Here is a 25,042-nt window from a genome sequence, read left to right on the forward strand (position 1 = left end):
CTCCCAATCGTTGCACTGGCGCGGGGACGCGAAGCACCGCTTCGCGCTACTGCTACTGCTACTGCTACTGCTACTGCTACTGCACGGCCAGGCGCTGCACGGCGGTGGCCCCATCGGCACCCACTACCCGCACCAGATACACACCGGCGGCGAGGCCGGCCAGATTCAGGGCGTGGCGGCGCTGGGTGGCGCGACCGGTTTGCACCACGCGGCCGGCCAGGTCGAGGACGGTGAAGCGCGTGGGCGTGGCGGTTTCGACGGTGGCCGTAGCGGTGGCCGGGTTGGGGAAAATGCTCAGGGCCAGGGCGCGGGCCGCTTCGGCGCGCGTGGCCGTGACCACCCGGTTGCGGGTGCCGTAGCTGATGATGCCGCCGGCCTGGGTACCCACCAGCAGCTCGGGGGCCCCGTCGCCGTTCAGGTCGGCGGCGGCCAGGCCGTAGTGCGCGTACGTGCCCTTGCCGAGGCGGGCCAGCTCGAACTGGCCATTGGCGGGGTTATACACCACATCGGTGCGCTCCGAGAAGATGCCGCTCTGGGCGCGGTAGTTCGAAAACAGGCGCAGCAGGCCGGTGGCATCGGCGGTCACGAGGTCGGCCAGGCCGTCGCCGTCGAAGTCGGCCACGGTGGCGCTCAGGTTGATGGGCCGGGCCCCGGTGGCTTCGCGAATGCGCCCAAAGTCATTATTAACCAGCACAAACGCGCTGTCGAGGCGCCCGCGGCCCCGGTTGCGGAAGTAGCGTAGCGCCATGCCCGGCTCGCGCACCTCGTTGGTACCAATGAGCAGGTCGACGTAGCCATCGCCGTCCACATCGGTGAAGCAGGGCATGTCGCCTTTGGCGTAGGGCAGCACGCCCGTAGTAGCCGGGCCCTGGGGCTTAAAGCTCACCCGGTTGCTAACATTGAAAGCCACGGGCTGACCGGCGGCGGCGGTATTCAGCACGAAATAAATCAGATTCACTCCCTGGGAAAACGACGCGTAGGCCAGGTCCAGAGCCCCGTCGCGGTTCAAATCGACCAGCGCGGGCTTGAGGCCCTGCATGCCCAGGGCGGCCAGGCCCAAGTAGTCGCTGCTCACGAGCTGGAACACGGGCCGGGTGCGAGTACCCACGTTGCGGTAGTAGCTCAGGCTGGCGCGGTACACGTTGCTCACGCGGTCGGCGTGGTTGCCGATGAGCATATCCGGCAGGCCGTCGCCGTCGATATCGCCGAAGGTGGGCGCGGCTCCCTCGCTCACGTCAATCATGTCACTTTGCAGGAAGCCGGCGGGGCGGTAGGTGAACGTGGGCGGGCCGCTCGGGCCGTTTTCGAAGAGCTGCACGGAGTTCTTCATGCTCACGAGGTCGGCGAGGTTGCTGACCATGTTGGGAGCCACCACGAGGTCGGGGCGGCCATCGAAGTTGGCATCGAACGAATAGCCGGCCGGGAATACGGGCACGCGCACCGGTGTAGCCGCCGAGGGAAACTGCGAGCTGATGCCGGCCTGCGTGACCACGGGGGCCGTGGTGGTGCCGGTGTTCAGCAGGCGGGTGAGCTCGGGGCAGTTGTCGCGGCCGTCGAGCAGGTCCTGGTCGCCGTCGCCGTCGAGGTCGACCAGCAGCAGGCTGTGGCCGCCGGTGTGGTTGGGCCGGCGGGCCGTGAAGCACGCCTGACTGTTGAACATGTACTCGGAGCAGCCGCCGCAGGCCTGAATACCGCCCCAGTTATCGGTAGCCAAAGTGAAGGTGAGGGCGCTGCCGCAGGTGCCGGGGCTGGTGTTGATATACTGCTCGATAAACGACGAGCCCGCGAAATCATAGGTCATGATGTCGAGCTTGCCGTCGCCGTTCACGTCCTGAATGGCGGGCAGGTTGTAGCCGCCCACCGTGAGGTTGGCCGTGCCGGCGAAGTTGCCGGAAAACCGGATTTCGTTGGCCGTGAGCTGGAAGCTGGGCTGGCCGCCCGCCAGCACGTTGCGGAAGATGCGGATGCCGCCGTTGCCGGCGTAGGTGAACAGGTCGGGGCGGTTGTCGCAGTCGTAGTCGCGCAGCAGGGCCCAGCCCTCCAGGTCGGCCGGAAACAGGCTTTCGTACTGCGGGGCGTACTGCCAGCGGCGGCCGGCCGGAGTGCCCGGCGCGGCCACGCTCAGAAAGGTGTGGCAGCGGCTGCTCTCGTGGTCGAAGGCAAAGAGGTCGGGCTGGCCGTCATTGTTCAGGTCGATGGTGCTGAACTGGGGCGTGTTGAGGCCGCCGGCCCAGGCGTTGCGCAGCGTATCGGTGCCATGCACCACTTTGGCCACCGGCTGGTACTCAAAGCCAAACCGGCTGCCCGATTGGGCGCGGGCCGTCAGAGCAAAAGTCAGCAGGGCCAGCAGCAGGGGATAAAGACGAAACATGGAAAGCGGATGGTTTGAAAGGAAGAGGAAAGGAGCGCCGCGTTCGCTACAAAAATCACGCCCACCTTTGTAGTAAGTTACATTCCCTTCGTCACTTTTGTTCATGCCCACGCCGCTCTATTCCCAGTACCTGGCCGCCGGTGGCCAGGTCAGCACCGATTCGCGTCAGCCCCAGCCCGGCACCCTGTTTTTCGCCCTCAATGGGCCCAGCTTCCGGGGGGCTGACTTTGCCCCGCAGGCCCTGGCCGCCGGCGCGCGCCACGCCGTGGTGGACGATGCCGCCCTGGCCGCCACCGACCCGGCCCGCTACACCTACGCCCCCGACCCGCTGCTGGCCTTGCAGGAGCTGGCCCGGCACCATCGCCAGCAGTTCGACATTCCGGTGCTGGCCATCACCGGCTCGAATGGCAAAACCACCACCAAAGAGCTGCTCACCGCCGTGCTGGCCCAGCGATTTCGGGTGCTGGCCACCATCGGCAACCTGAACAACCACATTGGGGTGCCGCTCACGCTGCTGCGCCTGCGCCCCGGCGAGCACGACTTTGCCGTGATTGAGATGGGCGCCAACCACCGGGGCGAAATCGCGGCCTACTGCGAATGGGCCGCGCCTACGCACGGCCTCATCACCAACATTGGCAAGGCCCACCTCGAAGGCTTTGGCGGGGCCGAGGGCGTGGCCCTGGGCAAGGGCGAGCTGTTCGACTACCTGGCTCGCGCCGGTTTCACGGCCTTCGTGAATACCCTGGATGCCCGCCTGCCGGGCCTGGCCGCCGCCGTGCCCACGCGCCTCACCTACCCCGGCCCTACCGACAACTATCCGGCCACCCTCCTCTCGGCCGACCCCGCCGTGGCCCTGCGCCTGGCCGATGGTACCGACGTAGCCGCCCAGCTCACCGGCGACTACAATTTCCCGAATCTGGCCGCCGCCGCCGCCGTGGGCCAGCACTTTGGTATTTCAACCGACAAAGTCGCTACTGCCCTGGCCCGCTACAACCCGCAGAACAACCGCTCGCAGCTGGTGCGCACCGCCGCCGGCAACGAGCTGGTGCTCGATGCCTACAACGCCAATCCCAGCAGCATGGCCGCGGCCCTGCGCAGTTTCGCGGCCCGCCCGGTAGCGGCCGGCCAAACCAAGCTGGCGCTGCTCGGCGACATGTTTGAGCTGGGCGATGAGAGCGCCGCCGAACACCGCCAGCTGGGCCAGCTGCTCGCCGAACTGCGGCTGCCCCAGGTGCTGCTCATCGGCCCGGAAATGGCTTTGGCGGCAGCGGAGGCACCTTCAGCCCAGCATTTCGCCACCAAAGCCGAAGCGGCGGAGTGGCTGCGAACCCACTCCGTGCGCGGCCAGCAGGTGCTGGTGAAAGGCAGCCGCGGCATGGCCCTGGAGACGCTGGTGGAGCTGCTATGATTTCATTTAACATCTATCAATTAACATTTAACAGCCGTTCGACTGGGCTTCTCGGAGCTCATCGAACGGCTGTTAAATGTTAAATGATAAATGTTAAATGACTAAAACGGGCTCACGAAATCCCGAAAAGCCGGCAGCTCATTGTCCTTTTCCGACACGAGCGGGTGGACCTCCGTGCCCCAGTTGATATTCAAATCGGCATCGTCCCAGCGCAGGCCACCTTCGGCGGTGGGCGCGTAGTAGTCCGAGCATTTGTAGAGGAAGATGGTATCGTCTGCCAGCGCCATGAAGCCGTGGGCGAAACCGGCCGGGATGTAGAGCAGGTTGCCGCGCTCGGCGCTTAATTCCACGAGCTGGTGCTGGCCGTAGGTGGGCGAGTCCTTGCGCAAATCCACGGCCACGTCGAGGGCGCGGCCCTGACCTACGCGCACCAATTTGGCCTGAGCGTGGGGCGGGCGCTGGAAGTGCAGGCCGCGCAATACGCCTTTTTTGGAGCTCGACTGGTTGTCCTGCACCCACTGGGCATCGGCCCCGGCCTGAGCCATGAGCTTGGCGCTGAACGTTTCAAAGAATACGCCCCGGTCGTCGGCAAATACGCGGGGGGTGAACTCGACCAGGCCGGCCAGGGGGTGCTGCTTTACTTCCATTGGGGCAAAGGTAGAAAGGTGGAAAGGACTGTTTCGTGGGTTTGTGAAGTAGGTACGCTAAAAAAAGCCCGTCATGCTGAGCTTGTCGAAGCATCTCTACCGCAGCAGTAACTATTCACTTACGCGGTAGAGATGCTTCGGCTGCGCTCAGCATGACGGGCTTTCCCGGTTATTGCGGCTGCACGGCGGCCACGGCCGCCAGGTACTGGTCCAGCACCAGCTTTTCGTCGAATTTGGTTTCGGCGAGGTAGCGGCTGTTCTGGCCCATGCCCTGCAGGTCGGCGTCGCTCAGGCGCAGTACCTGGAGCATTTTGGCGGCCAAATCGGCCCCGCTGCGCACCTGGCAGAGGTAGCCGTTGCGGCCGTCGACCACGGTTTCGCGGCAGCCGGGCACGTCGGTTGTTACCAGGGGTTTGCCCACGGCGGCGGCTTCGAGCAGGGTTTTGGGGGTGCCTTCGCGGTAGCTGGGCAGCACCACGCAGTCGGCGCGGTGCAGGTGGGCGGCCACGTCGTCGGAGCGGCCCAGGTATTCAATGTCGCCGCTCAGCAGCCACTCTTCGAACGTGGCGCGGGGCACGCCCACGCCGCCGGCCTCATCCAGCCCGCCCAGCAGCTGAATACGCGTGCCCGGCACGGCGGCACGGATGATTTTGGCGGCTTCAAAATATTCCAACACGCCTTTTTCATACAGCACCCGCGCCACCATCAGAAACACGAACGGGGTTTGGCGGACGAACTGCGCGGCGGGCCGGAACTTGTCGGTGTCCACGCCGGAACCGGGCAGCAGGCCGGTTATTTCCTTGCGCACCAGCCCATTATCGAGGAAGAGCTGCCGGTCGTCGCCATTTTGAAAAAAGACCTTGGCCGGGAAGCGGAACGCGAAGCGGTAGAGGCCCAGCGCCACCTTACTCACGAAGTTTTTGATGATGAACACCGTGCCCAGCCCGCTTACGTTGTTGATGCTGGGGATGCCCGCCAGCCTGGCCGCGATGCTGCCGTAGATGTTGGGTTTGATGGTGTAATGGAGCACCACGTCGGGCCGCTCGCGCTTGTAAATCTGGTAGAAGCGCCGCGTGAGGGCGGCATCCTTCACGGGGTTGGTGCCCTTATTCTCCATCAGAATGGGCACGAAGCGGCAGCCCAGCTCGGTTTCGAGGCGCGCCGAGTAATCATCGGGCGGGGCAATGGCCAGCACCTCGTGGCCAGCGTTTTGCAGGGCGCGCACGAGGCTGGCGCGGAAATTCCAGATATTCCAGCTGGTGTTGATGACGAGGGCGACGCGCACTTGTAGTGAATGAGTGAATGGGTGAATGCAGGGGCAAAGGTCGGGCCTACGGCGATTTGCTGGCTTCGTTGCTCATTCGCACATTCACTCATTGTCTCGGTACTTTATGGCCCGATTGTGTGTTACCGTTACCATGAACCTTCGAATACCTGCGCTTTTGCTGTTTTTGCCCCTGCTGCCGCCGCCCGTTGTGGCCGCGCCGCCGCCGCTGCCCGGCCAGCTGCTCTTTCAACAAAACTGCGTGCGCTGCCACGGAGCCAACGGCCGCAAAGGCGCTAACGGGGCCCACGACCTCACCAAGAGTAACCTCAACGGCTTTGGCCGCACGTATCTGGTTATGAACGGCATGGGCAAGATGCCGGCTTTCGGCAAGAAGCTCTCGGCGGCCCAGGTGCAGCAGGTGGTGGCGTATTCGCTCACTTTGAAATAAACAGCTGGTGCTTGGTTGTTGGTGCCTGATTGTTGGTTGTTGGTGCTTGGTCTTTCGTATTTGATGTAGTCCTTTGACGGGTTTCGGAGATTTGAGCCCCCCAAACACCAACAACCAAGCACCGACAACCAAGCACCAACAACTAAGCACCAAGCACCAAATCATGGCAAACACCCAATCCGGCGGCCGCAAGCCCGGCAACAGCACCCGCCACTTCGGCACCACCGACCACGTGAAGGGCCGGGCCGGCCGCCTGCTGGCCAAAACCGGCAAAGGCGGCACCTACGAAACCTCGCTGGAGCAGGAAACCGCCGTGCTGGTATCGGTGCCCCCGCGCCGGCAGTCCGAAGTCCAGACCTCGGAATACCTTGATGAGCTGGCCTTTCTCATCGAAACGGCCGGGGCCAAGGCCACCAAGCGCTTCGTGCAGCGCCTCGAAAAGCCCGACATCCGGACCTACGTGGGCGAGGGCAAGCTGGCCGAAATCAAGGCTTACGTGGAGCATGAGGGCAGCAGCATGGTGGTTTTTGATGACGACCTCTCCCCTTCCCAGCTGCGCAACCTGGAGGCTGAGCTGCTGGTGAAAATCGTGGACCGCTCGCTGCTGATTCTCGATATTTTTGCCCTGCGGGCCAAGTCGGCCACTTCGCGCACGCAGGTGGAGCTGGCCCAGTACCAGTACCTGCTGCCCCGCCTCACCGGCCTCTGGACTCACCTCGACAAGCAGCGCGGCGGCGTGGGCATGAAGGGCCCCGGCGAAACCGAAATTGAAACCGACCGCCGCATCGTGCGCGACCGCATCGCCTTTCTCAAGGAGAAGCTCGAAGACCTCGACAAGCAGAGCCACACCCAGCGCAAGGCCCGCGGCGGCAGCATTCGGGTGGCGCTGGTGGGCTATACCAACGTGGGCAAAAGCACCCTGATGAACGTGCTGGGCAAGGCCGACGTGTTTGCCGAAAACAAGCTCTTCGCCACCGTAGATGCCACCACGCGCAAAATCGTGCTCGAAAACACGCCCTTTTTGCTCTCCGATACGGTTGGGTTTATCCGCAAGCTGCCCACCAAGCTCATCGAGAGCTTCAAGAGCACGCTCGATGAGATTCGCGAAGCCGACCTGCTGCTGCACGTCGTGGACATCTCGCACCCCGGCTTCGAGGAGCAGATTCAGGTGGTGAACGACACGCTGGTGGATATTGGCGCGGCCGACAAGCCCACGCTACTGGTGTTCAACAAAATAGACCAGTACAAGCAGGACGACGCGGAGCTGGACCCCTTTGGCGAAGTGCTGGATGCTGAGGACAATGGCACCGCCCCGCGCCCGCCGCTGGCGCAGCTGCAAGCTACCTACATGGCCAAGATGCATGACCCGGTGGTCTTCATCTCGGCCCAGGACCGCACCAATATGGAAGAGCTGCGCGAGCTGCTGAGCAAGCGCGTGGTAGCCCTGCACCAGCAGCGCTACCCACATCAGGCCGCAGGTTTCAATGAGAGAATGGGCGAATGAGTGAATGTGGTGATGAGGAGTAATAAGCAACTGCTGTTACGCAGCGGGGCTGGCGCGCGTCACAGAAGCGCGCCAGCGCGGTGGTTCCTCCCATTTCCACATTGCCACATCGCCTCATTTACTCATTCACTCATTCGCCCATTCTCTCATTGAAAAAAAGCCAGCCGCCGCTGGCTTTTTCGCGTAAGGGAGCAAACTGGACCATTCAGGGCCGTTTTTACTATGCGTTATTCGTCAATTATTCGGGTTGGGCTGCTGGGAGCCGTGGTGACTGGTGTGGCCGGTGGAGCGCGGGCTCAGGATGTGCCCCGCACCTATCCGCCGGCCGCGCCCCTCACCCCCGCCGACACGACCGCCAACAAGCAGCAGTTTGCCAACCCTTCGGTGCTAGGCATGGGCCCGAGCAAGGGCCTGATTGTGCGCTACGAGCGCATGCCCCGGTTCGGGGTGGCATCGTCGGCGCAGGTGGCGGGACTGAACGACTTCTCCACCGAGGCCACCAAAAATGCCCGGCTGTCCATCAAAGGCTACATTCCGGCCTGGAACCACCCGCACCTCAAGGTCATCGTGGGGCTGAGCTACGAGCGGGAAGAATTCCAGTTCGAAAAGCTGCCCACCACCTACGAGCTCTACGACAACATCGAAAACAAAGGCCTGAAAAGCACGGCGGCCCAAATCGCCGTTATCCGGCCCGTGGATGATGTGCACTGGTACCTGGCCCGCGTGAAGGGCGAGCTGGCCGGCGACTACACGTCCAGCGAACTCACCAAGTCCGATTACACCCGCTTCTCAGCCGAGGCCATTTACGGCTGGAAGCGCAGCCCGAATTTCTCCTGGGGCGTAGGCTTTCAGTACGGCTACACGTTCGGGCGGCTCAGCCTTTACCCGGCCTTGATTTACAACCGCACCTTCAACCCCCGCTGGGGCGTGGAGGCGCTGGCCCCGGCCCGCGTCACGCTGCGCTACAACGCCAACCCCAACTCGATTTTCTACGCCGGCTACACCGTCGACGGCTACAATTACATCGTGCATTTGCGCAGCCCGCTGGGGCGCAAAAACCCGGACGGCACGCCCGACGCCAACACTATCCCGCTCCGCACCCTGGAGCTGCGCGAAACCGAAGTAAAATTCCGCCTGCGCTGGGAGCACGAAATCTTCAGCTTCCTCTGGATGGGGGCCGAAGCCGGCTACCGCTACAACTACGCGTTCGATGCCTTCGACCGCACCAACGCCGACCGCGAGAAAATCATCGACTCGCAACTCAACGGCGCGCCTTATGCCAGCCTGGAGCTGTTCATCACGCCGCCCCGCAAGCTGCTGGAGAAGGCCGGCGTGCGGCGGTAAGAACGTGTACCCCGAATTTCCAATTCGGCCGCCGGAACGTATTGTTGGACCATCGTTCTGACGGCCGAATTGAAAATTCGGGGTACACGTTCCCGCGGCCGAATTGGAAATTCGGGTTACACGTGCTTATACCTCTTTCCAATAAGAATAAGGCCAGTGCTGCCATTCGGCTACCAGGCCGGCTTTCACGGGATTATTCAGCGTGTAGGCGATGATGTTACGTAGTTCCTGGTCGTTACGCACCCGATGGTCGTAGCTTTCACGCTGCCATACTTGCCCGGTTTCGCTACGCTGCCGATTAATTTCCAGCGCCGTATAGCGCTTCAATCCTTGCAGGATGCGGGCCAGGGGCCGCCCGCTTTCTGGCAGTGCTACCACTATATGCACATGGTTAGGCATCAGGCAATACGCCAGCAGGTCGTACTCGCTGCGGTCGTGGTAAAACTTCAGCGCCGGCTGTAGTATGGCGGCGCTTTCGGGCTGGCACAGAAAGGCGGGCCCGTACCTGGCCTCGTCCAGGCATTGGTCGAAGCGACCAAACCATCGTTTTTGCCGCGTATACTGCGCGTCGGGGTGGCCGGCGGCGCGGCAAACAGCGGCCTCGTGTTCCAGCAGTAGCTTCTCTTCCCGCAAGTGTTCAATAACTTCCCTGGGCAACGAGCCAGCTAGCCGGAAGGTAATAAAGAAGACGTACCCGGCAGGTAGCCGGTGCGGCAGATAACGCTCATAATAAGTCAGGTCCACAGGGCAAATTAGAACGTGTACCCCGAATTTCCAATTCGGCCGCTGGAACGTGTACCCCGAATTTCCAATTCGGCCGCCGGAACGTGTACCCCGAATTTCCAATTCGGCCGCCGGAACGATGGTCAAACAAACCGTTCACGCGGCCGAATTGAAAATTCGGGGTACACGTTCTTACCGGCGCTTCTTGAGGCTTTTCAGCCACGCATACGTGGCCTCCTGGGCCCGCACGGGCTTGCCTTCGGCTTCGGGCTGAATGAAGTTATTCTCGAAGTCCCGAGCTTTCACGTTATCATTCCGCTGAAAATCGAGCAAATGCCGCACTTCGGCCCGCAGGGCTTCGTCGAAGATGGGGAAGGCCACCTCTACGCGCCGGTCAAGGTTGCGGGTCATCCAGTCGGCTGAGGCCACGTAGACTTTTTCCGTGCCGCCGTGGGCAAATACGTACACCCGGCTGTGCTCCAGGTAGCGGTCCACGAGGCCGCGCTGCTGAATGTTTTCGCTGAAGCCCGCCTGCCCCGGCACCAGGCAGCCAATGCCCCGCACAATGAGCTCGACGCGCACACCGGCCTGGCTGGCAGCATAAAGCTTGGCAATCATGCCCTCGTCCTGCACGGCGTTCAGCTTGAGCAGAATGTAGGCTTCGTGGCCTTTTTTAGCCTGCTTGATTTCGTAGTCAATCAGGGCGTTGAGGCCGGGGCGCAGGCCGAAAGGAGCCACCAGCAGATGCTCCAGCGCGGGTACCACGCTTTGGTCAATCAGGTAGTCGAATACGCCGGCGGCCTCGCGGGTCAGCCGCTCATCGGCCGTAAACAGGCCGTGGTCGGTGTACACCTCACTGGTGCTTTCGTTGAAATTGCCGGTGCTGAAGTAGGCATAGCGGCGGGTGGTTTCGTCGGATTCGCGGCGCGCGATGAGCAGCAGCTTGCTGTGCACCTTCAGCTCGGGCGGCGTGAAGATGACCTGCGCGCCCGCCCGTTGCAGCTTCTCGGCCCAGAACAGGTTCGACTCCTCATCGAAGCGTGCTTTCAGCTCCACCACCACCGTCACCTGCTTGCCGTGCTTGGCGGCTTTGAGCAGGGCCTTCACCACGGCGCTTTTGCTGGCCACGCGGTAGAGCGTGATGCTGATGGCCGATACGCGCGGGTCGGCGGCGGCCTCGCTCAGCACCCGCGTCACGTAGTCGAACGACTGGTAGGGTGGGTGCAGCAGGTGGTCGCGCTGGCCAATGGCATCGAGCAGGCTGCCCGTGCGGGGCAGCGAGGGGTGCGGCAGTGCCGGCCGGGGCGGGTACTGAAACCGGGCCTCATCGAAGGTAGGGAAGCCGAAAAAGTCGCGGAAATTGTGGTAGCGGCTGCCCTCCACCAGCTCCTCGTCGCCGATACCGGTTTTCTGCTTGATGGCCCGCAGGGTTTCCTTGGGCATGGCGGGGTCGAAGAGCAGACGGGCCGGAAAACCGGTTTCGCGCTTGCCCAGGCTGCTGCGGATTTTCTCCATCAAATCGCCCGACACCTCTTCTTCAATATCCAGCTCGGCATCGCGCGAGAGCTTGATGGCATTGACCTCTACCCGCGCGTAGGCCGGGAACATAGCCGCCGCCCCCACCCGAATCACGTCATCGAGAAACAGCACGTACCGCTCCTCGCCCTCGTCGGGCAGGCGCACGAAGCGGCCGCCGTGGCGCTTGGTGGGCAGCTCCATCACCAGCACGCGCTCGGCCTCGGCCTTCTTGCTTTTACTCCGGGGCTGGCTCAGGAAAAAGGTAAGGTACACGGTCTGGTCCTTGAGGAACAGGTGATGCAGGGTGTCATCGAGCACCACGGGCGAGAGCAGGTCGCGCACGTTATCCTCGAAGTAGCGGGCCGTCCATTCGTACTGAGTTCCGCTCAGCTCGGCCGCGCTCAGCAGGTGAATATGCTGGTCATTGAGCGCGGGCAATAGCTGCTCCCGGAACGTGGCCCCGAACTCCTGCTGCTGCCGAAACACCTCGGCCAGCACCTCGCGCAGCTGCCGCTTAGGGCTTTCGCCCAGCTTGGCGCGGGTTTTCTTCTTCAGCTTGCTGAGCCGCCGCAGCGTGGCCACCCGCACCTTAAAAAACTCATCGAGGTTGCTGCTGAAAATGGCCAGAAACTTCAGCCGCTCCAGCAGCGGCACGCTGGGGCTCTGGGCTTCTTGCAGCACGCGGGCGTTGAAACGCAGCCAGCTCAGGTCGCGGGAGAGGGTTTTCATGGGGAAATTTTTGTCATTGCGAGCAAAGCGAAGCAATCCGTCCTGTCAAAGCCAGAGGCTTCCTTTAGCGACCAGCTTATTTTATGATTCGCCCCCTTTACGGTTCAACCAATAAAATAGATGGACACGTCAGAAAGGCTAGTCGCTGAGAACAGGACGGATTGCTTCGCGCTGCTCGCAATGACATGCGGGGCGCTCTACTCCACATTCCGCGGGTAGTCGTAAAAATAAAATTCGGCGTTCACCTTGCTTACCTCCTCCCAACGGTCGCAGGAAAAGCGCAGGCACACTACGGCGGCGGTGGGCATCTCGTTCAGCGAGGAGGGCGACAGCGCATTGGCCACTTCCGTGATGGTGGGGTTGTGGCCTACCAGCAACACCGAGCCCGCCGCATCGGGCAGGTTCTTAATGATGGTCAGCAGGTCATCAGCCTCGGCCCCGTAGATACCGGGCTCCACCGTGATTTTTTCGTGCGGAAACTTCATTTCGCGGGCCACCAGCATGGCGGTGCTCATGGCCCGCACGGCGGGCGAGCTCACAATGACGTCGGGGCAGATGCGGCGCTTGGCCAGGGCCTGGCCCATCAGGGGCGCGTCGTCGCGGCCACGGTCGTTGAGGGGACGTTCCTGGTCGCTGAGCTCATCGAAGCTCCAGCTGGATTTGGCGTGACGAAGGAGATAAAGGGTTTTCATGGGGGCGAAGCTAACGGGGTTTTGCTTACCTCGAGTATTAGGAAAAAGTTATGGAGTGCTAAACCTCTCCGGTAGCCTCTCCCTTCCGCCCCTGCCTTTGGATGCGCGAGGGGCAGTTGTGGGGAGGGGGCCAAGGCCGGGCACGAACGAAAAAAGGTCCCAGCTGCTGAGCCGGGACCTTTTGATAGAGGAGGGCAGCGCGGAAAGCGCGGCCTTGCTGCTACTCTTTCACGAAGCGCTGGTGGGTAGTGCCGGCGGCATCGCTCACGCTCAGCAGGTAAATGCCGGCGCGCAGCGTCGATACGTCCAGCTGGCCGTCGGTGAAGCTCAGGCCGCGCACTTCGGCGCCGCGCAGGTCGTATACGCGCACCGAGAATGCCTGCTCCAGGTCGGCATTCATTGGGCGGGCAATGCTCAGCACGTTGGCGGCTGGGTTGGGGTAGAGGGTGTACTTATCAGCCGAGCCGCCGGGCGTGGCCAGGCGGGCGGTAGCGCCGCTGGTGAGGGCCGTGCCGCCGGTGATGTTGACGGTGTAGTCTTCGGTTTCGCCGTAGCTGTAGCTGCCGCAGCTGGTGGTGGCGCTGTTGTCGCTCAGCACCACGCGCAGGCGGGTGGCACCGGTCTTGGCCGAGGCGGGCACCGTGAAGCTGCCCGTGCGGATAGCCGTGCTGGTGCTGCCGGCGGCATTCACCACCAATTCGCCGGCATCGGTGAATACGCCGTTCTGGTTGTAGTCAATGTATACTTTCACGTACTCGGTGTAGGCCGTGCCCGCGAAACCCGTCGAGAAGCTCACCGTCTGGGCCGAGCCGGCGGCTACGCTGGTGCTCAGCGCCGTGCCGTTGTAGTAGCCGGCATCAGCCCCCGAAGTGCGGGCGATGGTGCCCAGCTTCACGTAGTCGATGAACTCATAGGCTACGCTGGTGCCCTTGCTGGCGCAATACGTAACGGTGGGGGGAGGCGTGCTGCCGGGGGCCACACCGCCTTGCGAGGTAACCAGGCTGGCGCGGGCACCGCCGGCGGCAAACAGGGCGTTCATACGGGTGCTCTGGCCGGTGCTGAACATGTACATGCAGGCATCGTTGGTGTAGTCCATGTAGTTCATGAACATGTCGCCGTTGGTGGTGTTGCCGCAGGTGCGCTTCGGAAAAGTAGGGCAGCCGCCGTTGCTGGTTTGCTGGGTGGGGGTGTCGCTCACCAGGTCGTTGCCACAGCTGGCATCGCCCCAGATGTGGCGCAGGTTCAGCCAGTGACCCACTTCGTGGGTGGCCGTCCGGCCCAGGTTGAAGGGCGCAGCGGCAGACCCATTACGGCCGAAGCCGGTGGTTAGAATCACTACGCCGTCGGTGGCGGCGGCACCGCCCGGAAATTGGGCGTAGCCCAGAATACCACCCGACATATTGCACACCCAGATATTGAGGTACTGGCCAGTATTCCAGGAGTTAGTGCCGCCGGTGGTGGTGCTTTTCATCTTGTCATCGGTGCCCCACGAGGTTTGGGTAACCTGCTTGCGGATGATGCCCGTGGTGGCTGCCCCGTTGGGGTCGCGCTTGGCCAGGGTGAAGGCAATGTTGACATTGGCAGCCAGGGGCGCAAACGCCGCCGGGGTTTGGTTCACGTCGGCGTTCAGCTTCTGGAAGTCTTCATTGAGAACCGCAATCTGGGAGGCAATCTGCGCGTCGGAGACGTTCTGGGCGGAGGTGTTGTAAAGCACGTGCACCACTACCGGAATGGTGAGATTGACAGCGGTACTACGCTGGGCGGAGCCAGCGGGCTGGGCAGCGAACTTAGCGGCCTGATTTTCGATGGCCTGCATGCGCTGGGCCAAGGTCGGGTCGGCAGCCATTTGGGCGGCCAACGCTTCCATGCTGGCGCAATTGCGCTCCCCAGGTACCTGGGCTTCTTGGGCGCTTCCCGAAAAAGATGTAAGCAACAGGCCAGCAAGGCCCAACGCTACGGAGTAAACATTTTTCTTCATGTAAACTACTGTTGTGACTGAGAATGGTTAAAGAGGTGCAATCTATTGCTTTATTTTGCCATAATGGCAATAAAATTTCGGCATATGCCCTGATACCTTCCAATATCAGCAATATATACCCCTAAATCTGGCATTATTGTCATACCGTTCATCATATCTTCATAAAACCAGGCAGGTCATCTTTTTCTCCAGCCGCTACTGTTGCCAACTAGTGGGCTTCCAGCTTACTAGGAAACCAGAACGCCCTGCCGGTGAGGGCAGGGCGTGGAGTCAACTTACAATTTGCCTGGGAATGGGCAGGCTATTCTTTTTCGAAGCGCTGACGCGACGTTTCGCCACCATTGCCGGCGGCGATGTAGTACAGGCCTTTCGGCAATTCGCTGACGTCAAGCTGGCCGCGGCCGTCGTAGCGGGCCTGGGTCATTTCATGGCCACGCAGGTCATATACACGCACCACGTAGGCGGCCGCATCGGTGCCAGCGGGTAGCGTGAGGGTCACCGTGCTGGTGGCGGGGTTGGGGTAGAGCGTCATGGTCGAGCTCAGGGCCGTGCGCAGGGCGGTACCGCCGAGCGAGGTAGTGATGCCCACGCGGGCCCCGCCGGGGGCAAACAGGGCGTTCATGCGGGTGCTCTGGCCGGTCGAGAACATGTACATGCACTTGTCGTCGGTGTAGTCCATGTAATTCATGCTCATGTCGCCGGAGTTGGCGCACGATACTTTCGGAAATACCGGGCAGCCGTAGTTTTCAGCCCCCTGGTTGGGGGTATCGGCTACCTGGTCCGAGCCGGTGCAGGCCCCGTTATCGTCGCCCCAGATATGGCGCAGGTTCAGCCAGTGGCCTACTTCGTGGGTGGCGGTGCGGCCCAGGTCGTAGGTGGTGGTGTAGGTGCCGGCGGCGTACTTGGCCCGGCTCCCAAAGGCCGAGTACAGCATCACCACGCCGTCGGTGCTAGCCGCGCCGCCCGGAAATTGGGCGTAGCCCAGCAGGCCCTGGCCCAGGTTGCAGGCCCACATGTTGAGGTATTTGGTGGCATCCCAGGGGTTGTCGCCGCCGCGCTTGGAGTTTTTCATCGCATCGTTGGTGCTCCACGACGTGACTTTGGTCAGCTTGTGGATAATGCCGTTGGTGGCTGCCCCGTTGGGGTCGCGCTTGGCCAGCACAAACTGCACATTCGCATCGGCTGCCAGGCCGGCGTAGATGGCGGGCGTGTTCCCGGCATCAGCATTCAGCTTGCGGAAGTCCTCGTTCAGCACGTCAATCTGCGACTGCACCTGGGCGTCGGAAATGTTCTGGGCCGCCGTGTTGTAGAGCACGTGCACCACTACCGGAATGATAATCGTGCCGGCCGTAGTCCGCTGCAGGGCGGGGTTGGCCAGCAGCTGTTGGGTTTGGGTTTCAATGGCCGCCATGCGCTTGGCCTGCATAGGGTCGGCGTTGAGCTGAGCCTGCAGGGCCTCCATGGTACCGCAGGCGCGGCGCGTAATGGTTGCCGCCTCCGATTGGTTTGGCAGAGCACGGCTGGCCTGGGCCTGAACGAAAAAAGGTGCGGCACAACCGAGGACAGTCAGTGCTGAAGTGTACATTTTTTTCATGTAACGCTAAAGATAAATGGTGGAAACAGGGAATCAATTTTCAAAATAATTTCAACATAAACAAGAAAGCACCTGCTTATTTTTGAAATATTGACAGCAAAACGCCGTATTGCTACAGTCATTCGCAAGAATGCAGCAATACGGCATCAACTAAAATAGGTTTTGATAGCGCACCCCATTGGGCGGGATGCTCAAATGAGGCCGGTAGCTACCGCACCAGCAGCACCTTCTGCCGGGCTACGCCCACGGCCGTGCGTAGCACCACTACATAAAGGCCCGTGGGCAATGCGGCCGCGCGGAGCTGCACTTCATGGCGGCCGGCAGCGGCCTGGGGTTTCTGCAGCAGCACGGCTACTTCGCGGCCGGCCAGGTCGAGCAGGCGCAGGTCGGCCGGGCCGGGGGCGGGTAGTGTGAAAGCCAGGCGGGTTTCGGCAGAAAACGGGTTGGGGTAAGCCGGCTCCAGCTGCGCGGCCAGGACACTGGCGGAGGTGGTGGCCAGCAGCTGCGTCAGCGTCGCTGGCGCACTCTCGTTGTGCAGGCGGTCGAGGGCCGTGAGGGCGTAGAGGAAGGCCGTGTTGGGCGCGGGCTCACTGAAAGCAGTGGTGTCCGTCACGGCGCGCAGGTGGGCGGGGTTGGCCAGGTCGGCGGCGGTCACAGGGCCGGCGTGGTACGGAATGCGGTACACGGCGTACTGCCGGGCCACTTCGCCGTCGGTGGCGGCGGGGCCGGGCTGCCAGCGCATTTCCACCGATGCCGTGGCGGGGTTATTCAGCAGCACCACCTGCCCGGGCGCGGTGGGCGGCACATTGTCTTTCCAGGGCATGGTGGGCAGCAGGGCCGGAAAGCGGTAGAAATTCGTGCGCAGCGAATCAGTGAAGCCCAGCGGATTGGCGCGCAGGTCCACGGTTTTGTAGTAGATGCTGCCCCGCACGTTGGGTTGCTGGCGCAGCAGCCGAATCTGGCTCGGCAGCTGGCTGGGCGAGCGAAAACCGGCTTCCGTAGCGGTGGCGCTGATGCGGTAGGCGGCCTGGCCCACATACACGTGCCGCACGGTATCGGGGTTCACCTGCTGGCTCCACCAGGGCACGATGAGGGCGTAGTTGGCGGCCGTCTGGCCGATGGCGAAGTACACCTGCGGGGCGAGGTAGTCGACCCAGCCCCGGCGCAGCCACTTGCGCGAGTCGGCAAAAATGTCGGTGTAGCTCTGGAAAGCCGTGGTGGCAGTGCCGCCCACGCTCGTGCCGTTGCGCCACACGCCGGGCGGCGAAATACCGAATTTCACCCGGGGTTTGGCGGCCCGGATGCTGTCGGACACCATTTTCACGAAAATATCGACGTTGCTGCGCCGCCAGTCGGCCTTGCTGGTGAAGCCGCGCGGGTCGGCCGCAAATGAGGCATCATCGTTAAAAACAACCCCGGCCTGCGGTGCGGGATAGAAATAATCGTCAAAGTGAATGCCGTCCACGTCGTAGCGGCGCACCACGTCCATCACCACGCGGGTGAGGTACTGGCGCACGGCGGGCAGGCCGGGGTCGAGCACCCGCAGCGGGCCGAAGGGCACCACCCAGTCGGGGTGCAGCACCGTGACGTGGGTGGGGGCCACGCTGGAGGTAGTGGCGTTGGTGAGGGCACGGTAGGGATTGAGCCAGGCGTGAAACTCCAGCTCGCGGCGGTGCGCCTCGCGCACCATGAAAGCCAGCGGGTCGTAGGCCGGGCTGGGGGCCTGGCCCTGGGTGCCGGTCAGCCACTCACTCCAGGGCTCGATGGTGCTGGGGTAAAGGGCGTCGGCCGAGGCCCGCACCTGCACCACCACGGCATTGAGACCGGCCTGGCGGTGGCCGTCGAGCAGGGTGATAAACTCCTGGCGCTGCTGGGCCGGCGTGAGCGTTTTGCGACTGGGCCAGTCGAGGTTAAAAACGTGGGCCACCCAGGCGGCGCGCAGCTCACGCTTGGGGTTTTGAGCCTGCGCCAGTGAGGCTAGCAGACTGAGCAGCAGAACAAACGAGTAGCGTTTTTTCATGGCTAAGGGAAAGAAAGTGGAAGAGTTTAGTACGGGCAGCGGTTGAAAGCCGCATGGAAAGCACACTAAAAACGTGTACCCCGAATTTCCAATTCGGCCGTCGGAACAAGCTTTTTCGGCTCTCGTTCTGACGGCCGAATTGGAAATTCGGGGTACACGTTTCTGCGGCGTTTAGAACAGGAAGTCGAAGCCGACGAATACCAGCTTCTCCTCCCCCACCGAATACGTGGCGTTGATGACCGCCTGCTTGAGAATATCGACGTACACGCCGCCGCCGAAGCCGCTGTGGAAGGCGCTGATGCCGGTGCGCACGTCGTTGTCGGAATACACGCGGCCCACGTCGGCCAGGCCCAGGATGCCCAGCTTGCCCGGAAACAGGTAGGCGTTGAAAGACAACAGCTGCACGCGGGCCTCGAAGTTGCCATACACGCTGCTGCGGCCGGCGTAGCGGGTGCGGCGGTAGCCGCGCAGGTTGGTGGTGCCGCCCAGGGTGTTGGCCTGGTAGAAGCGGTACTCCCCAATGTTGCGCGTAATGCCCAGGCGGCCGGCGTAGGTAATCTGGAACGGCAGGTTGGGCGTGAGGTAGGCCCGGATTTCCGAGGTCAGGCGGCCAAACTGCAGCTGCTCGCTGTTGAGCTGGAAGTTGTACTGAAACTCGTTGTACCAACGAATACCGATGCGCGGGTTTTTGGGCGAGGAGCTGGCGTCGAGGTTCAGGTAAAACAGGCCCCCGAGGTACTGGTTGACCTGGAAATCGGTGGCCCGAATACCAAAGCGGCGGTTTTCAAAGTCGCTGCCGATGCTGTCCTTAATCACCGAGCCGATGGGGCTCTGCTCGACCCGAAACTGCTCGTACTGCGGCCCAAAGCCCGCCTTGAGGAAGCTGAACAGGCTGCGCTCCAGCGTGGGCGCTATGGTGAGCTTATCAAAGCGCACCCGGTAGGCCGAGTTCACGGTACGGTTGGTAACGATGCCCCGGTCATCATCCTCGTTCGCCAGATTGGAGGTATTATTGCCCAGGCCAAAGAAGTTATACAGCAGCTGCGGGCCGTAGTACTGGGCGGCCACGCGCAGGTCGTACTTGCCAAATACGCGCGTGAATTGCCCCGCGTACTTGATATTGTAGGCCCCGTTGCGGGCCGGCGCGAAGTTGGCCGTAATGCTCTGCTCCGACGAAAACGGCTCGCGGCGAAAACCGTAGCGCCGGTGCGTCACGCCGCCGCCCAGCAAAATGCCGTCGTCGATGTTGAAGCCGAAGAACAGCGCCGGACCGGTATAGTTGAGGCGGTAATCCTTCAGGTCGAAGCGCTTGGGGTGGTCGTAGCGGCTCACGTCAATGCCCGGCTCCAGGCGCAGGCGGGCGTCCTTGCCGGCCACAATTACGTTGCCGGTGTCGGCATCGTACACCTGCAGGCGGTGGCGCATGCCGGCCACGTTGCTTTTGTCGTTGATGCTGTCGCGGCCGGTTCCGGCCACCAGGCGAATCTTAACGCCCTTTTTGGCATCACCTTTCAGCTCGTACACATCCTGCCCGCTGATGCCGTAGATGCGCAGCTCGTCGGTCACGGCCTGCTCAATCACCCGGTCATACAGCACCTTAGTCACCTTGCCTTCCTTCGTGATTTTGCGCACCGTGAGGTGGGTATTGCCGTTGGCCAGGCGCTCCACCGTGAATTTTTCGTTCTTTTCCGTACCGCGCACTTCCACGATTTCGGCCACCACGTTGGCGTACTTGGCGGCCAGGTCGGGCAGCAGGTCGCGGCGGCTTTTCAGCTTGGCGATGATTTCGGGGCCGTGCAGGTCGTAAATTTCCTTCGGCCACTTCTCGCGGAACGCCTTCTCGATAACGGCATCCGTCAGGTTCTTCTTCATGTAATCGGCCTGGGCCACCCACTGCTCGCGCGTCACGCCGCCCAAAAAGGTGCGGTCGTTGCTCAGAGCCGTCTGGTTCAGGCCCTTGTAGTCACCATAGTCCGAGCCGAAGTTCTGGAAGTTGCGCACCGCAAACTTGCGCGAAATCAGGAAGGGCAGCACGCCATCGCCCTTGAAAAAGGCAATGTCGCGGTCTTCGGGCACGGCCGTGAAAGTGCGGTCGCCCTCCTTGTCCTTCACCTCGGCCCAGCGCCACTGGTCCTCGTGCCGGTCCCAGTCGCCAATCCACATATCGAAGAGGCGGGTGCGGGCAAAGGCCACCTGGTCAATCTTGTTGTCGTTGTCTTCCAGCAGCCGCTCCAGCATTTTGTCGGTGCTCACCAGATTTTTGGCGTAGTTGAGGCTGGCCACGTTGCTCTGGTCATCTTTGGCGTCTTCCTCCAGCGCCGCCGGCAGGTTGCCAAACGTGCCGTAGTACTGCCCCAGCAAGGGGTCCTGCGGAATATACACCGGCACCGGGTTGGTGTGCAGAATGCCGGCCGCCGTGCCCAGCGGCGGCAGCACGAACGAGGCGTAGGGGTGCTGAGCCGAAATCTGGTCCTGCAACACGTCTTTGGCGAAGCCCGTGCGCAGGGCCTCGGGCAGCACGGCCGCGGGGTCTTTGTCGATGCCGCGCAGCGAAAAGTTGTGGCCGGCCTCGTTACGCACCTTCAGCGAAACCGTCTGCTTGCCGCCGCCGGTTTTGTAGGGCACCAGGCCGCCCCGCTCGTTGGCCAGGTCCAGCACCGAAAACTTCACGGGCGTGGCCCACTCCTTGCGGTAATGCTCGCCCAGCAGCCAGTTGTGAAACTTGCCGTGCTTGTCGTAGCCCGGGTTCACGGCCACCACCACGCTGCTGTCGCGGAAATCGGCCCGGGTGGTGGGCAGCGCCTGGGCGGTCACAACATCCTTCTCCTTTTTCTTCTTTTTTTCGAGGGGCGTCACCGGGGCCGCGGGCGCGGTGGAGGCGATGCCATCGGTGGTTTTGGCATAAAGGGGCGTGCGAAAAACCACCCGGGCCTTCTCACCCTTGCCCTCGGGCACAAAGTACTCGGTCCAGACCTGGCCGTCGTCGTAGTAGTTCACGCGGGCAAAGCCCTTTTCCTTGTCCGAGAACAGCGCTCCGCCGCCATCGCCGGGCTTCACGTGCTGGGTTTTGCAGCCCGAGCCGCTCACGATGTAGTGCGTAGCGCCTTCCTTAAAGTATTGCAAATTGTGCTCGTGCCCGCACGCATAGATGATGTTGGGATACTTGGCAAAAATATCCGTCAGGCCCTTCTTATAGGCGGCGTAGGCCGGGTAAGCCATGTCCTGGCTCACGCCGCCGTACTTACGGGCAAACGGGTAGATGGACCCGATGATGGGCAGCGGCAGAAACGCGTACTTGTACACGATGCTGAGCGGAAAAATATGGTCGCCCAGGGTGAAGTAGCCGCCGTGCACGCCGTCGGAAAACAGCGGGTGGTGGCCCACCACCATGATATTCTTGTCCTTGTTGCGGGCAATCACGTCTTCGAGCTGGGCCATAAACTCGGTTTCGTCCTCCACACCGCAGCCGCCGTTCGAGCCGTAGGGCCGCTCGCTCTGATTGGTGAGGAACCACTGCGAGTTGATGGTAATCAGCACCAGGTCGTCCTGCAGGCGGATTTCGTAGGGGCCGGGGCAGCCGTCGCTGGGCGTAATAAAGTCGCCGGTGTAGGAAAACGCGGCCGAGTCATTGGCCATGTAGTTTTCGGCGAAGCGCTGCTCGCGCAGCACCTGCTCCAGGCCGCCCTTCAGGCCCTGCTTCCAGTCGTGGTTGCCCGGAATCATGTATTTCTCGCCCTTGTAGCCCTTCAGCACGTCCATCTGGTCGCGCAGGCGGCGCTCCGACTCCTTGCGGTCGTAGGCCCCCTCTTCAGGCATGCCGTACTCATAGATATTATCGCCGAGGTAGATGGTGGTGCTCTTGGCCCCGGCTTGCATTATTTGCTTGCGCAGGTAGTTCAGCGAGGGCTCGCCGCCGGTGGCCGCATCGGCGGGCTTGCCCACGTCGCCAATTAAAAATACCGAATAGCGGATGCGGGTGCTGTCGGGCGGGCGCTTGGCCTCCCAGCCCAGGCCACCCCGGCGGTAATTGGGGCGCGAGTTGCGCGGGTTCTCACTGGATTCGCCCTGGGCGAAGCTGCTAATGGAAAACGACAAAACCGCGCCGAGCAACAACAGCGCAGGTCGAAAGCTAAAAAGTAAGGACATATACGATAAGAATGAATAGGGCCCTGAAAGCCCCGCCGCGGGGTACTGGGGCAAATTTACAACCGCGAAGGGCCAGCCAGGTTAGGCCCGTTACGCAAAGCGCGGCGGTGCGGTTAGCCAATCCTTTTTAACTTCCGCCCGGTGCTTCGCGTTGAAAGCCGGCGCGCGTGCCGGATGAACCGGCCGTAGCTTCGCAAGTCATGGAAGAAAATACCCCCGCAACCGCAGCGGCGGAGGCCGCACCCACCCCGGCCCCCACCCCGGACCCTACTACGCCAACCCCCACGGACGCCGCTCCGGCCGATGCCGAAAAGCCCGCCAAGGCCAAGGCGTCGGCCCTGGTGAAAGAGGCGCAAGCCTACGTCGTCGACCTGCTGAGCCGGGAGGTGCCACCCCAGCTCACGTACCACTCGCTGCGCCACACCGAGGCCGTGGCCAAGGAATGCCGCACCCTGGCCGCCGCCGCCACCCTCGGCCCCGACGACACCGAGGCCCTGCTGCTCGCCGCCTGGTTTCACGACGTGGGCTACCTCGACGTGTACGACGGGCACGAGTTCCGCAGCATGGAGCGCGCCGCGGCCTGGCTCACCGAGCACGGCGTGGACGCGGGCCGCGTGACGCTCATCTCGGAAATGATAAAGACCACGCACCGCGACGAAACGCCCGAAACGGAGCTGCAAAAGCTACTCGTGGATGCCGACATGAGCAACCTGGCCCGCGAAGATTTCCGCTCCAGCGCCGAGCTGCTGCGCACCGAGTGGGAGCTGGTGCTGGGCCAGACCTATACCTCGCCGGAGTGGGCCGAGCTCCAGCTCAACTTCATGACCACCCACAAGTACCTCTCGGACGCCGGCAAGGAGCGCTACCGCAAGGACTTCAAGAAAAACATCGAAGAGCAGCGCGACCAGCTCAAGAAAAAAGAGAAAAAGGGCAAAAAGAAGAGCAAGGCCCAGATTGATACCTTCGCCGACCCCAAGCGCGGCGTCGAAACCATGTTCCGCACCATGTACAGCAACCACATCAAGCTCTCGGATATGGCCGACAAGAAGGCCGGCATGATGATTCAGCTGAACGCGGTGCTGCTGTCGGTGATTATCACCTACCTCGGCGCGAAGTCGTCGGCCCTGGGCCCGGCCTTCACCAAAAACCCGGTGCTGGCCATTCCCATGAGCATTTTGCTGTTTACCTCCCTGGGGTCGGTGATAACCGCCATTCTTTCGGCCCAACCCGACGTCACCAGTTTTAAGTGGCTGAAAAAGAGCCCGGAAATCGCCAACAACCGCCGAGTGAACCTGCTGTTCTTCGGCAACTTCACCAAGCTCAGCCTCGACAATTTCCAGGACGGCATCCGCGAGCTGATGCGCCAGAAGGAAGGCCTCTACACCAACATGGTAACCGATGTGTACTACCTCGGCGAAGTGCTGTCGCGCAAGTACAACCTGCTGCGCACCAGCTACTCGGTATTCATGGTCGGGCTTATTCTCACGGTGCTCTCGTTCATCATCGTGCTGCTGTATAAGTCGTAAAAAGGAGCCCGTTGTAACTCGCCGTTCTTACCTTTGCGCCATGGCTGCGTAGTTCAACGGATAGAATAGGCGTTTCCTAAACGCTTGATATGAGTTCGATTCTCGTCGCGGCTACATAGTATTTTACGTTTAGAAAAGGCCGCTTTCGGAATCGAGAGCGGCCTTTTTGCTGCAAATAAAATTACACTCCCGCCAACTTCAGAATAAACTCGGCAGCCAGGTATCCATTATCAAATTCCCAATGGTGGTTGGGACACAGCGCTACCATATTGGTCGGGGCATTAACATCGGAGACAAAATCGGTTGGCATAAATTCACTGATGGGCTTGATGTGGCATACTTCATAATGCGTATCGTAACCACAAACGGTGCAGGCTTTGGGTCGGGTCGACTTGCGGTAAGCCACCCGTGCCAGGCTGCGGATTTGGGCCGCATACTGCTGCAGGGCTTTGGCTTTGAGTTGTTGTAAGGACACTGTTTGCCAATCAACGAAACTGGGATTACAATTATCGCAAGTGGTCCGGCGGGTTTGAAGCGCCGCACCGCAATGCCTGCAACTGCGGGAAATGCGCTTACGGCTAGGAAATAGATGCCCATTTACTCGGTTAGCGCACGACCGGGAGCAGTACTTCGCGTTGGCCGTTTCAGCGCCACAGTGCAGGCAGTTATTCATGCTTCAAATTACTGGCTATTGCTCGTTCATTTGCACCCGCACCCGAAGAAACGCGTGCAACTGCTGCTGCTATTGCTCCTCACCGCCACTCCCCGCCCTCGCCCAATAACTGACCCACCACGCCACTTGGCGCTATTGAATATGAGCCGGGAAAGCGCTCCAAGTCAAACAGCCAATTTCGCCGAAAACGCCTACGTGCCGTCGGTGACGCTCAAGAGGCAGCGGCTGGCGCGGCTGTTTCTCCAGCAGCAGGGGATTGTAATGGGCAGACAACCGGCGTTTATAATGGGGGCCAAACCGGCGCGGAAGCGATGCCTTGCAATTGCATAGCTGTATAGTCCCGGAGGATAGTGGGGTACCTTTACCGCCTGCTTACCGAACGAATTTATGGGAAAATTACCACACGGGTGCGCCCGCACAACGCCGGCAACTCGGCGCCTTATCCAGCAAAGTA

The 25,042-nt window shown here is 61.8% G+C and carries 16 protein-coding genes and 1 tRNA gene; 6 read left to right on the top strand and 11 right to left on the bottom strand.

The features are described 5' to 3' along the window. Positions 1-76 precede the first annotated feature (76 nt). Positions 77-2,371 carry a T9SS type A sorting domain-containing protein gene (locus ABD819_RS17175; RefSeq protein ID WP_345126255.1) on the bottom strand — a complete coding sequence of 765 codons (2,295 nt, stop codon included), beginning with the start codon at positions 2,369-2,371 and terminating at the stop codon, positions 77-79. A gap of 103 nt (positions 2,372-2,474) precedes the next feature. Here ABD819_RS17175 and ABD819_RS17180 point away from each other — a divergent pair, with 103 nt between their 5' ends. Next, the gene (locus ABD819_RS17180) at positions 2,475-3,779 is read left to right on the top strand and encodes a UDP-N-acetylmuramoyl-tripeptide--D-alanyl-D-alanine ligase (RefSeq protein ID WP_345126256.1); all 1,305 of its coding nucleotides are present in this window, start codon (positions 2,475-2,477) and stop codon (positions 3,777-3,779) included. 101 nt (positions 3,780-3,880) lie between these two features. On the opposite strand, the gene rfbC is transcribed toward ABD819_RS17180, so the two are convergent. After that, positions 3,881-4,426, bottom strand: coding sequence for a dTDP-4-dehydrorhamnose 3,5-epimerase (rfbC, locus tag ABD819_RS17185; protein WP_345126257.1), 546 nt, complete (start codon positions 4,424-4,426; stop codon positions 3,881-3,883). Positions 4,427-4,595: 169 nt separating this feature from the next. Next, a complete protein-coding gene (locus ABD819_RS17190; protein ID WP_345126260.1) occupies positions 4,596-5,711 on the bottom strand; it encodes a glycosyltransferase family 4 protein in 1,116 nt (371 codons plus the stop codon). Positions 5,712-5,868: 157 nt separating this feature from the next. Here ABD819_RS17190 and ABD819_RS17195 point away from each other — a divergent pair, with 157 nt between their 5' ends. The 3 genes from ABD819_RS17195 to ABD819_RS17205 all read left to right on the top strand — a co-directional run bounded on the left by ABD819_RS17195 (position 5,869) and on the right by ABD819_RS17205 (position 8,989). Next, the gene (locus tag ABD819_RS17195) at positions 5,869-6,141 is read left to right on the top strand and encodes a c-type cytochrome (protein ID WP_345126261.1); all 273 of its coding nucleotides are present in this window, start codon (positions 5,869-5,871) and stop codon (positions 6,139-6,141) included. Between the two features lie 163 nt (positions 6,142-6,304). After that, a complete protein-coding gene (gene hflX, locus ABD819_RS17200) occupies positions 6,305-7,645 on the top strand; it encodes a GTPase HflX (protein ID WP_345126264.1) in 1,341 nt (446 codons plus the stop codon). A gap of 222 nt (positions 7,646-7,867) precedes the next feature. After that, on the top strand, positions 7,868-8,989 hold the full coding sequence (locus ABD819_RS17205) for a DUF6268 family outer membrane beta-barrel protein (RefSeq protein ID WP_345126266.1): 1,122 nt from the start codon (positions 7,868-7,870) through the stop codon (positions 8,987-8,989). 126 nt (positions 8,990-9,115) lie between these two features. On the opposite strand, the gene ABD819_RS17210 is transcribed toward ABD819_RS17205, so the two are convergent. The 7 genes from ABD819_RS17210 to ABD819_RS17240 all read right to left on the bottom strand — a co-directional run bounded on the left by ABD819_RS17210 (position 9,116) and on the right by ABD819_RS17240 (position 22,389). After that, on the bottom strand, positions 9,116-9,733 hold the full coding sequence (locus tag ABD819_RS17210) for an REP-associated tyrosine transposase (RefSeq protein ID WP_345126268.1): 618 nt from the start codon (positions 9,731-9,733) through the stop codon (positions 9,116-9,118). A gap of 171 nt (positions 9,734-9,904) precedes the next feature. Continuing rightward, complete coding sequence (gene ppk1, locus ABD819_RS17215) at positions 9,905-11,959, bottom strand: polyphosphate kinase 1 (RefSeq protein ID WP_345126270.1); 2,055 nt, start codon at positions 11,957-11,959, stop codon at positions 9,905-9,907. A gap of 197 nt (positions 11,960-12,156) precedes the next feature. After that, entirely contained in the window at positions 12,157-12,651 is a 495-nt protein-coding gene (locus ABD819_RS17220) for a SixA phosphatase family protein (RefSeq protein WP_345126272.1), read from the bottom strand. Positions 12,652-12,871: 220 nt separating this feature from the next. Then, complete coding sequence (locus tag ABD819_RS17225; protein WP_345126273.1) at positions 12,872-14,518, bottom strand: GEVED domain-containing protein; 1,647 nt, start codon at positions 14,516-14,518, stop codon at positions 12,872-12,874. Positions 14,519-14,930: 412 nt separating this feature from the next. Further along, positions 14,931-16,223, bottom strand: a complete 1,293-nt coding sequence (locus ABD819_RS17230; protein ID WP_345126276.1) for a M43 family zinc metalloprotease — start codon at positions 16,221-16,223, stop codon at positions 14,931-14,933. Between the two features lie 208 nt (positions 16,224-16,431). Then, complete coding sequence (locus ABD819_RS17235; RefSeq protein ID WP_345126279.1) at positions 16,432-18,243, bottom strand: family 10 glycosylhydrolase; 1,812 nt, start codon at positions 18,241-18,243, stop codon at positions 16,432-16,434. 171 nt (positions 18,244-18,414) lie between these two features. Then, positions 18,415-22,389 carry a metallophosphoesterase gene (locus tag ABD819_RS17240; protein ID WP_345126280.1) on the bottom strand — a complete coding sequence of 1,325 codons (3,975 nt, stop codon included), beginning with the start codon at positions 22,387-22,389 and terminating at the stop codon, positions 18,415-18,417. A 200-nt stretch (positions 22,390-22,589) separates the two neighbouring features. Between ABD819_RS17240 and ABD819_RS17245 the strand changes: the two genes are divergently transcribed. Beyond that, positions 22,590-23,915, top strand: coding sequence for a Pycsar system effector family protein (locus tag ABD819_RS17245; RefSeq protein WP_345126282.1), 1,326 nt, complete (start codon positions 22,590-22,592; stop codon positions 23,913-23,915). A gap of 42 nt (positions 23,916-23,957) precedes the next feature. Next, a tRNA-Arg gene (locus ABD819_RS17250) sits at positions 23,958-24,029 on the top strand. Positions 24,030-24,096: 67 nt separating this feature from the next. Here ABD819_RS17250 and ABD819_RS17255 read toward each other — a convergent pair. Then, the gene (locus ABD819_RS17255; RefSeq protein WP_345126283.1) at positions 24,097-24,390 is read right to left on the bottom strand and encodes an HNH endonuclease; all 294 of its coding nucleotides are present in this window, start codon (positions 24,388-24,390) and stop codon (positions 24,097-24,099) included. Positions 24,391-25,042: the final 652 nt, after the last annotated feature.

The sequence above is a fragment of the Hymenobacter antarcticus genome, from assembly GCF_039539545.1.
GTDB lineage: Bacteria > Bacteroidota > Bacteroidia > Cytophagales > Hymenobacteraceae > Hymenobacter > Hymenobacter antarcticus.

Bases quoted from the DNA above. Each gene is read 5' to 3' on its own strand.
- ABD819_RS17230 (WP_345126276.1), bottom strand. From the start codon at position 16,223: ATGAAAAAAATGTACACTTCAGCACTGACTGTCCTCGGTTGTGCCGCA.
- rfbC (WP_345126257.1), bottom strand. From the start codon at position 4,426: ATGGAAGTAAAGCAGCACCCCCTGGCCGGCCTGGTCGAGTTCACCCCC.
- ABD819_RS17175 (WP_345126255.1), bottom strand. From the start codon at position 2,371: ATGTTTCGTCTTTATCCCCTGCTGCTGGCCCTGCTGACTTTTGCTCTG.
- ABD819_RS17225 (WP_345126273.1), bottom strand. From the start codon at position 14,518: ATGGAAGCGTTGGCCGCCCAAATGGCTGCCGACCCGACCTTGGCCCAG.
- ABD819_RS17205 (WP_345126266.1), top strand. From the start codon at position 7,868: ATGCGTTATTCGTCAATTATTCGGGTTGGGCTGCTGGGAGCCGTGGTG.
- ABD819_RS17240 (WP_345126280.1), bottom strand. From the start codon at position 22,389: ATGTCCTTACTTTTTAGCTTTCGACCTGCGCTGTTGTTGCTCGGCGCG.
- ppk1 (WP_345126270.1), bottom strand. From the start codon at position 11,959: ATGAAAACCCTCTCCCGCGACCTGAGCTGGCTGCGTTTCAACGCCCGC.
- ABD819_RS17235 (WP_345126279.1), bottom strand. From the start codon at position 18,243: ATGAAAAAACGCTACTCGTTTGTTCTGCTGCTCAGTCTGCTAGCCTCA.
- ABD819_RS17220 (WP_345126272.1), bottom strand. From the start codon at position 12,651: ATGAAAACCCTTTATCTCCTTCGTCACGCCAAATCCAGCTGGAGCTTC.
- ABD819_RS17180 (WP_345126256.1), top strand. From the start codon at position 2,475: ATGCCCACGCCGCTCTATTCCCAGTACCTGGCCGCCGGTGGCCAGGTC.
- ABD819_RS17245 (WP_345126282.1), top strand. From the start codon at position 22,590: ATGGAAGAAAATACCCCCGCAACCGCAGCGGCGGAGGCCGCACCCACC.
- hflX (WP_345126264.1), top strand. From the start codon at position 6,305: ATGGCAAACACCCAATCCGGCGGCCGCAAGCCCGGCAACAGCACCCGC.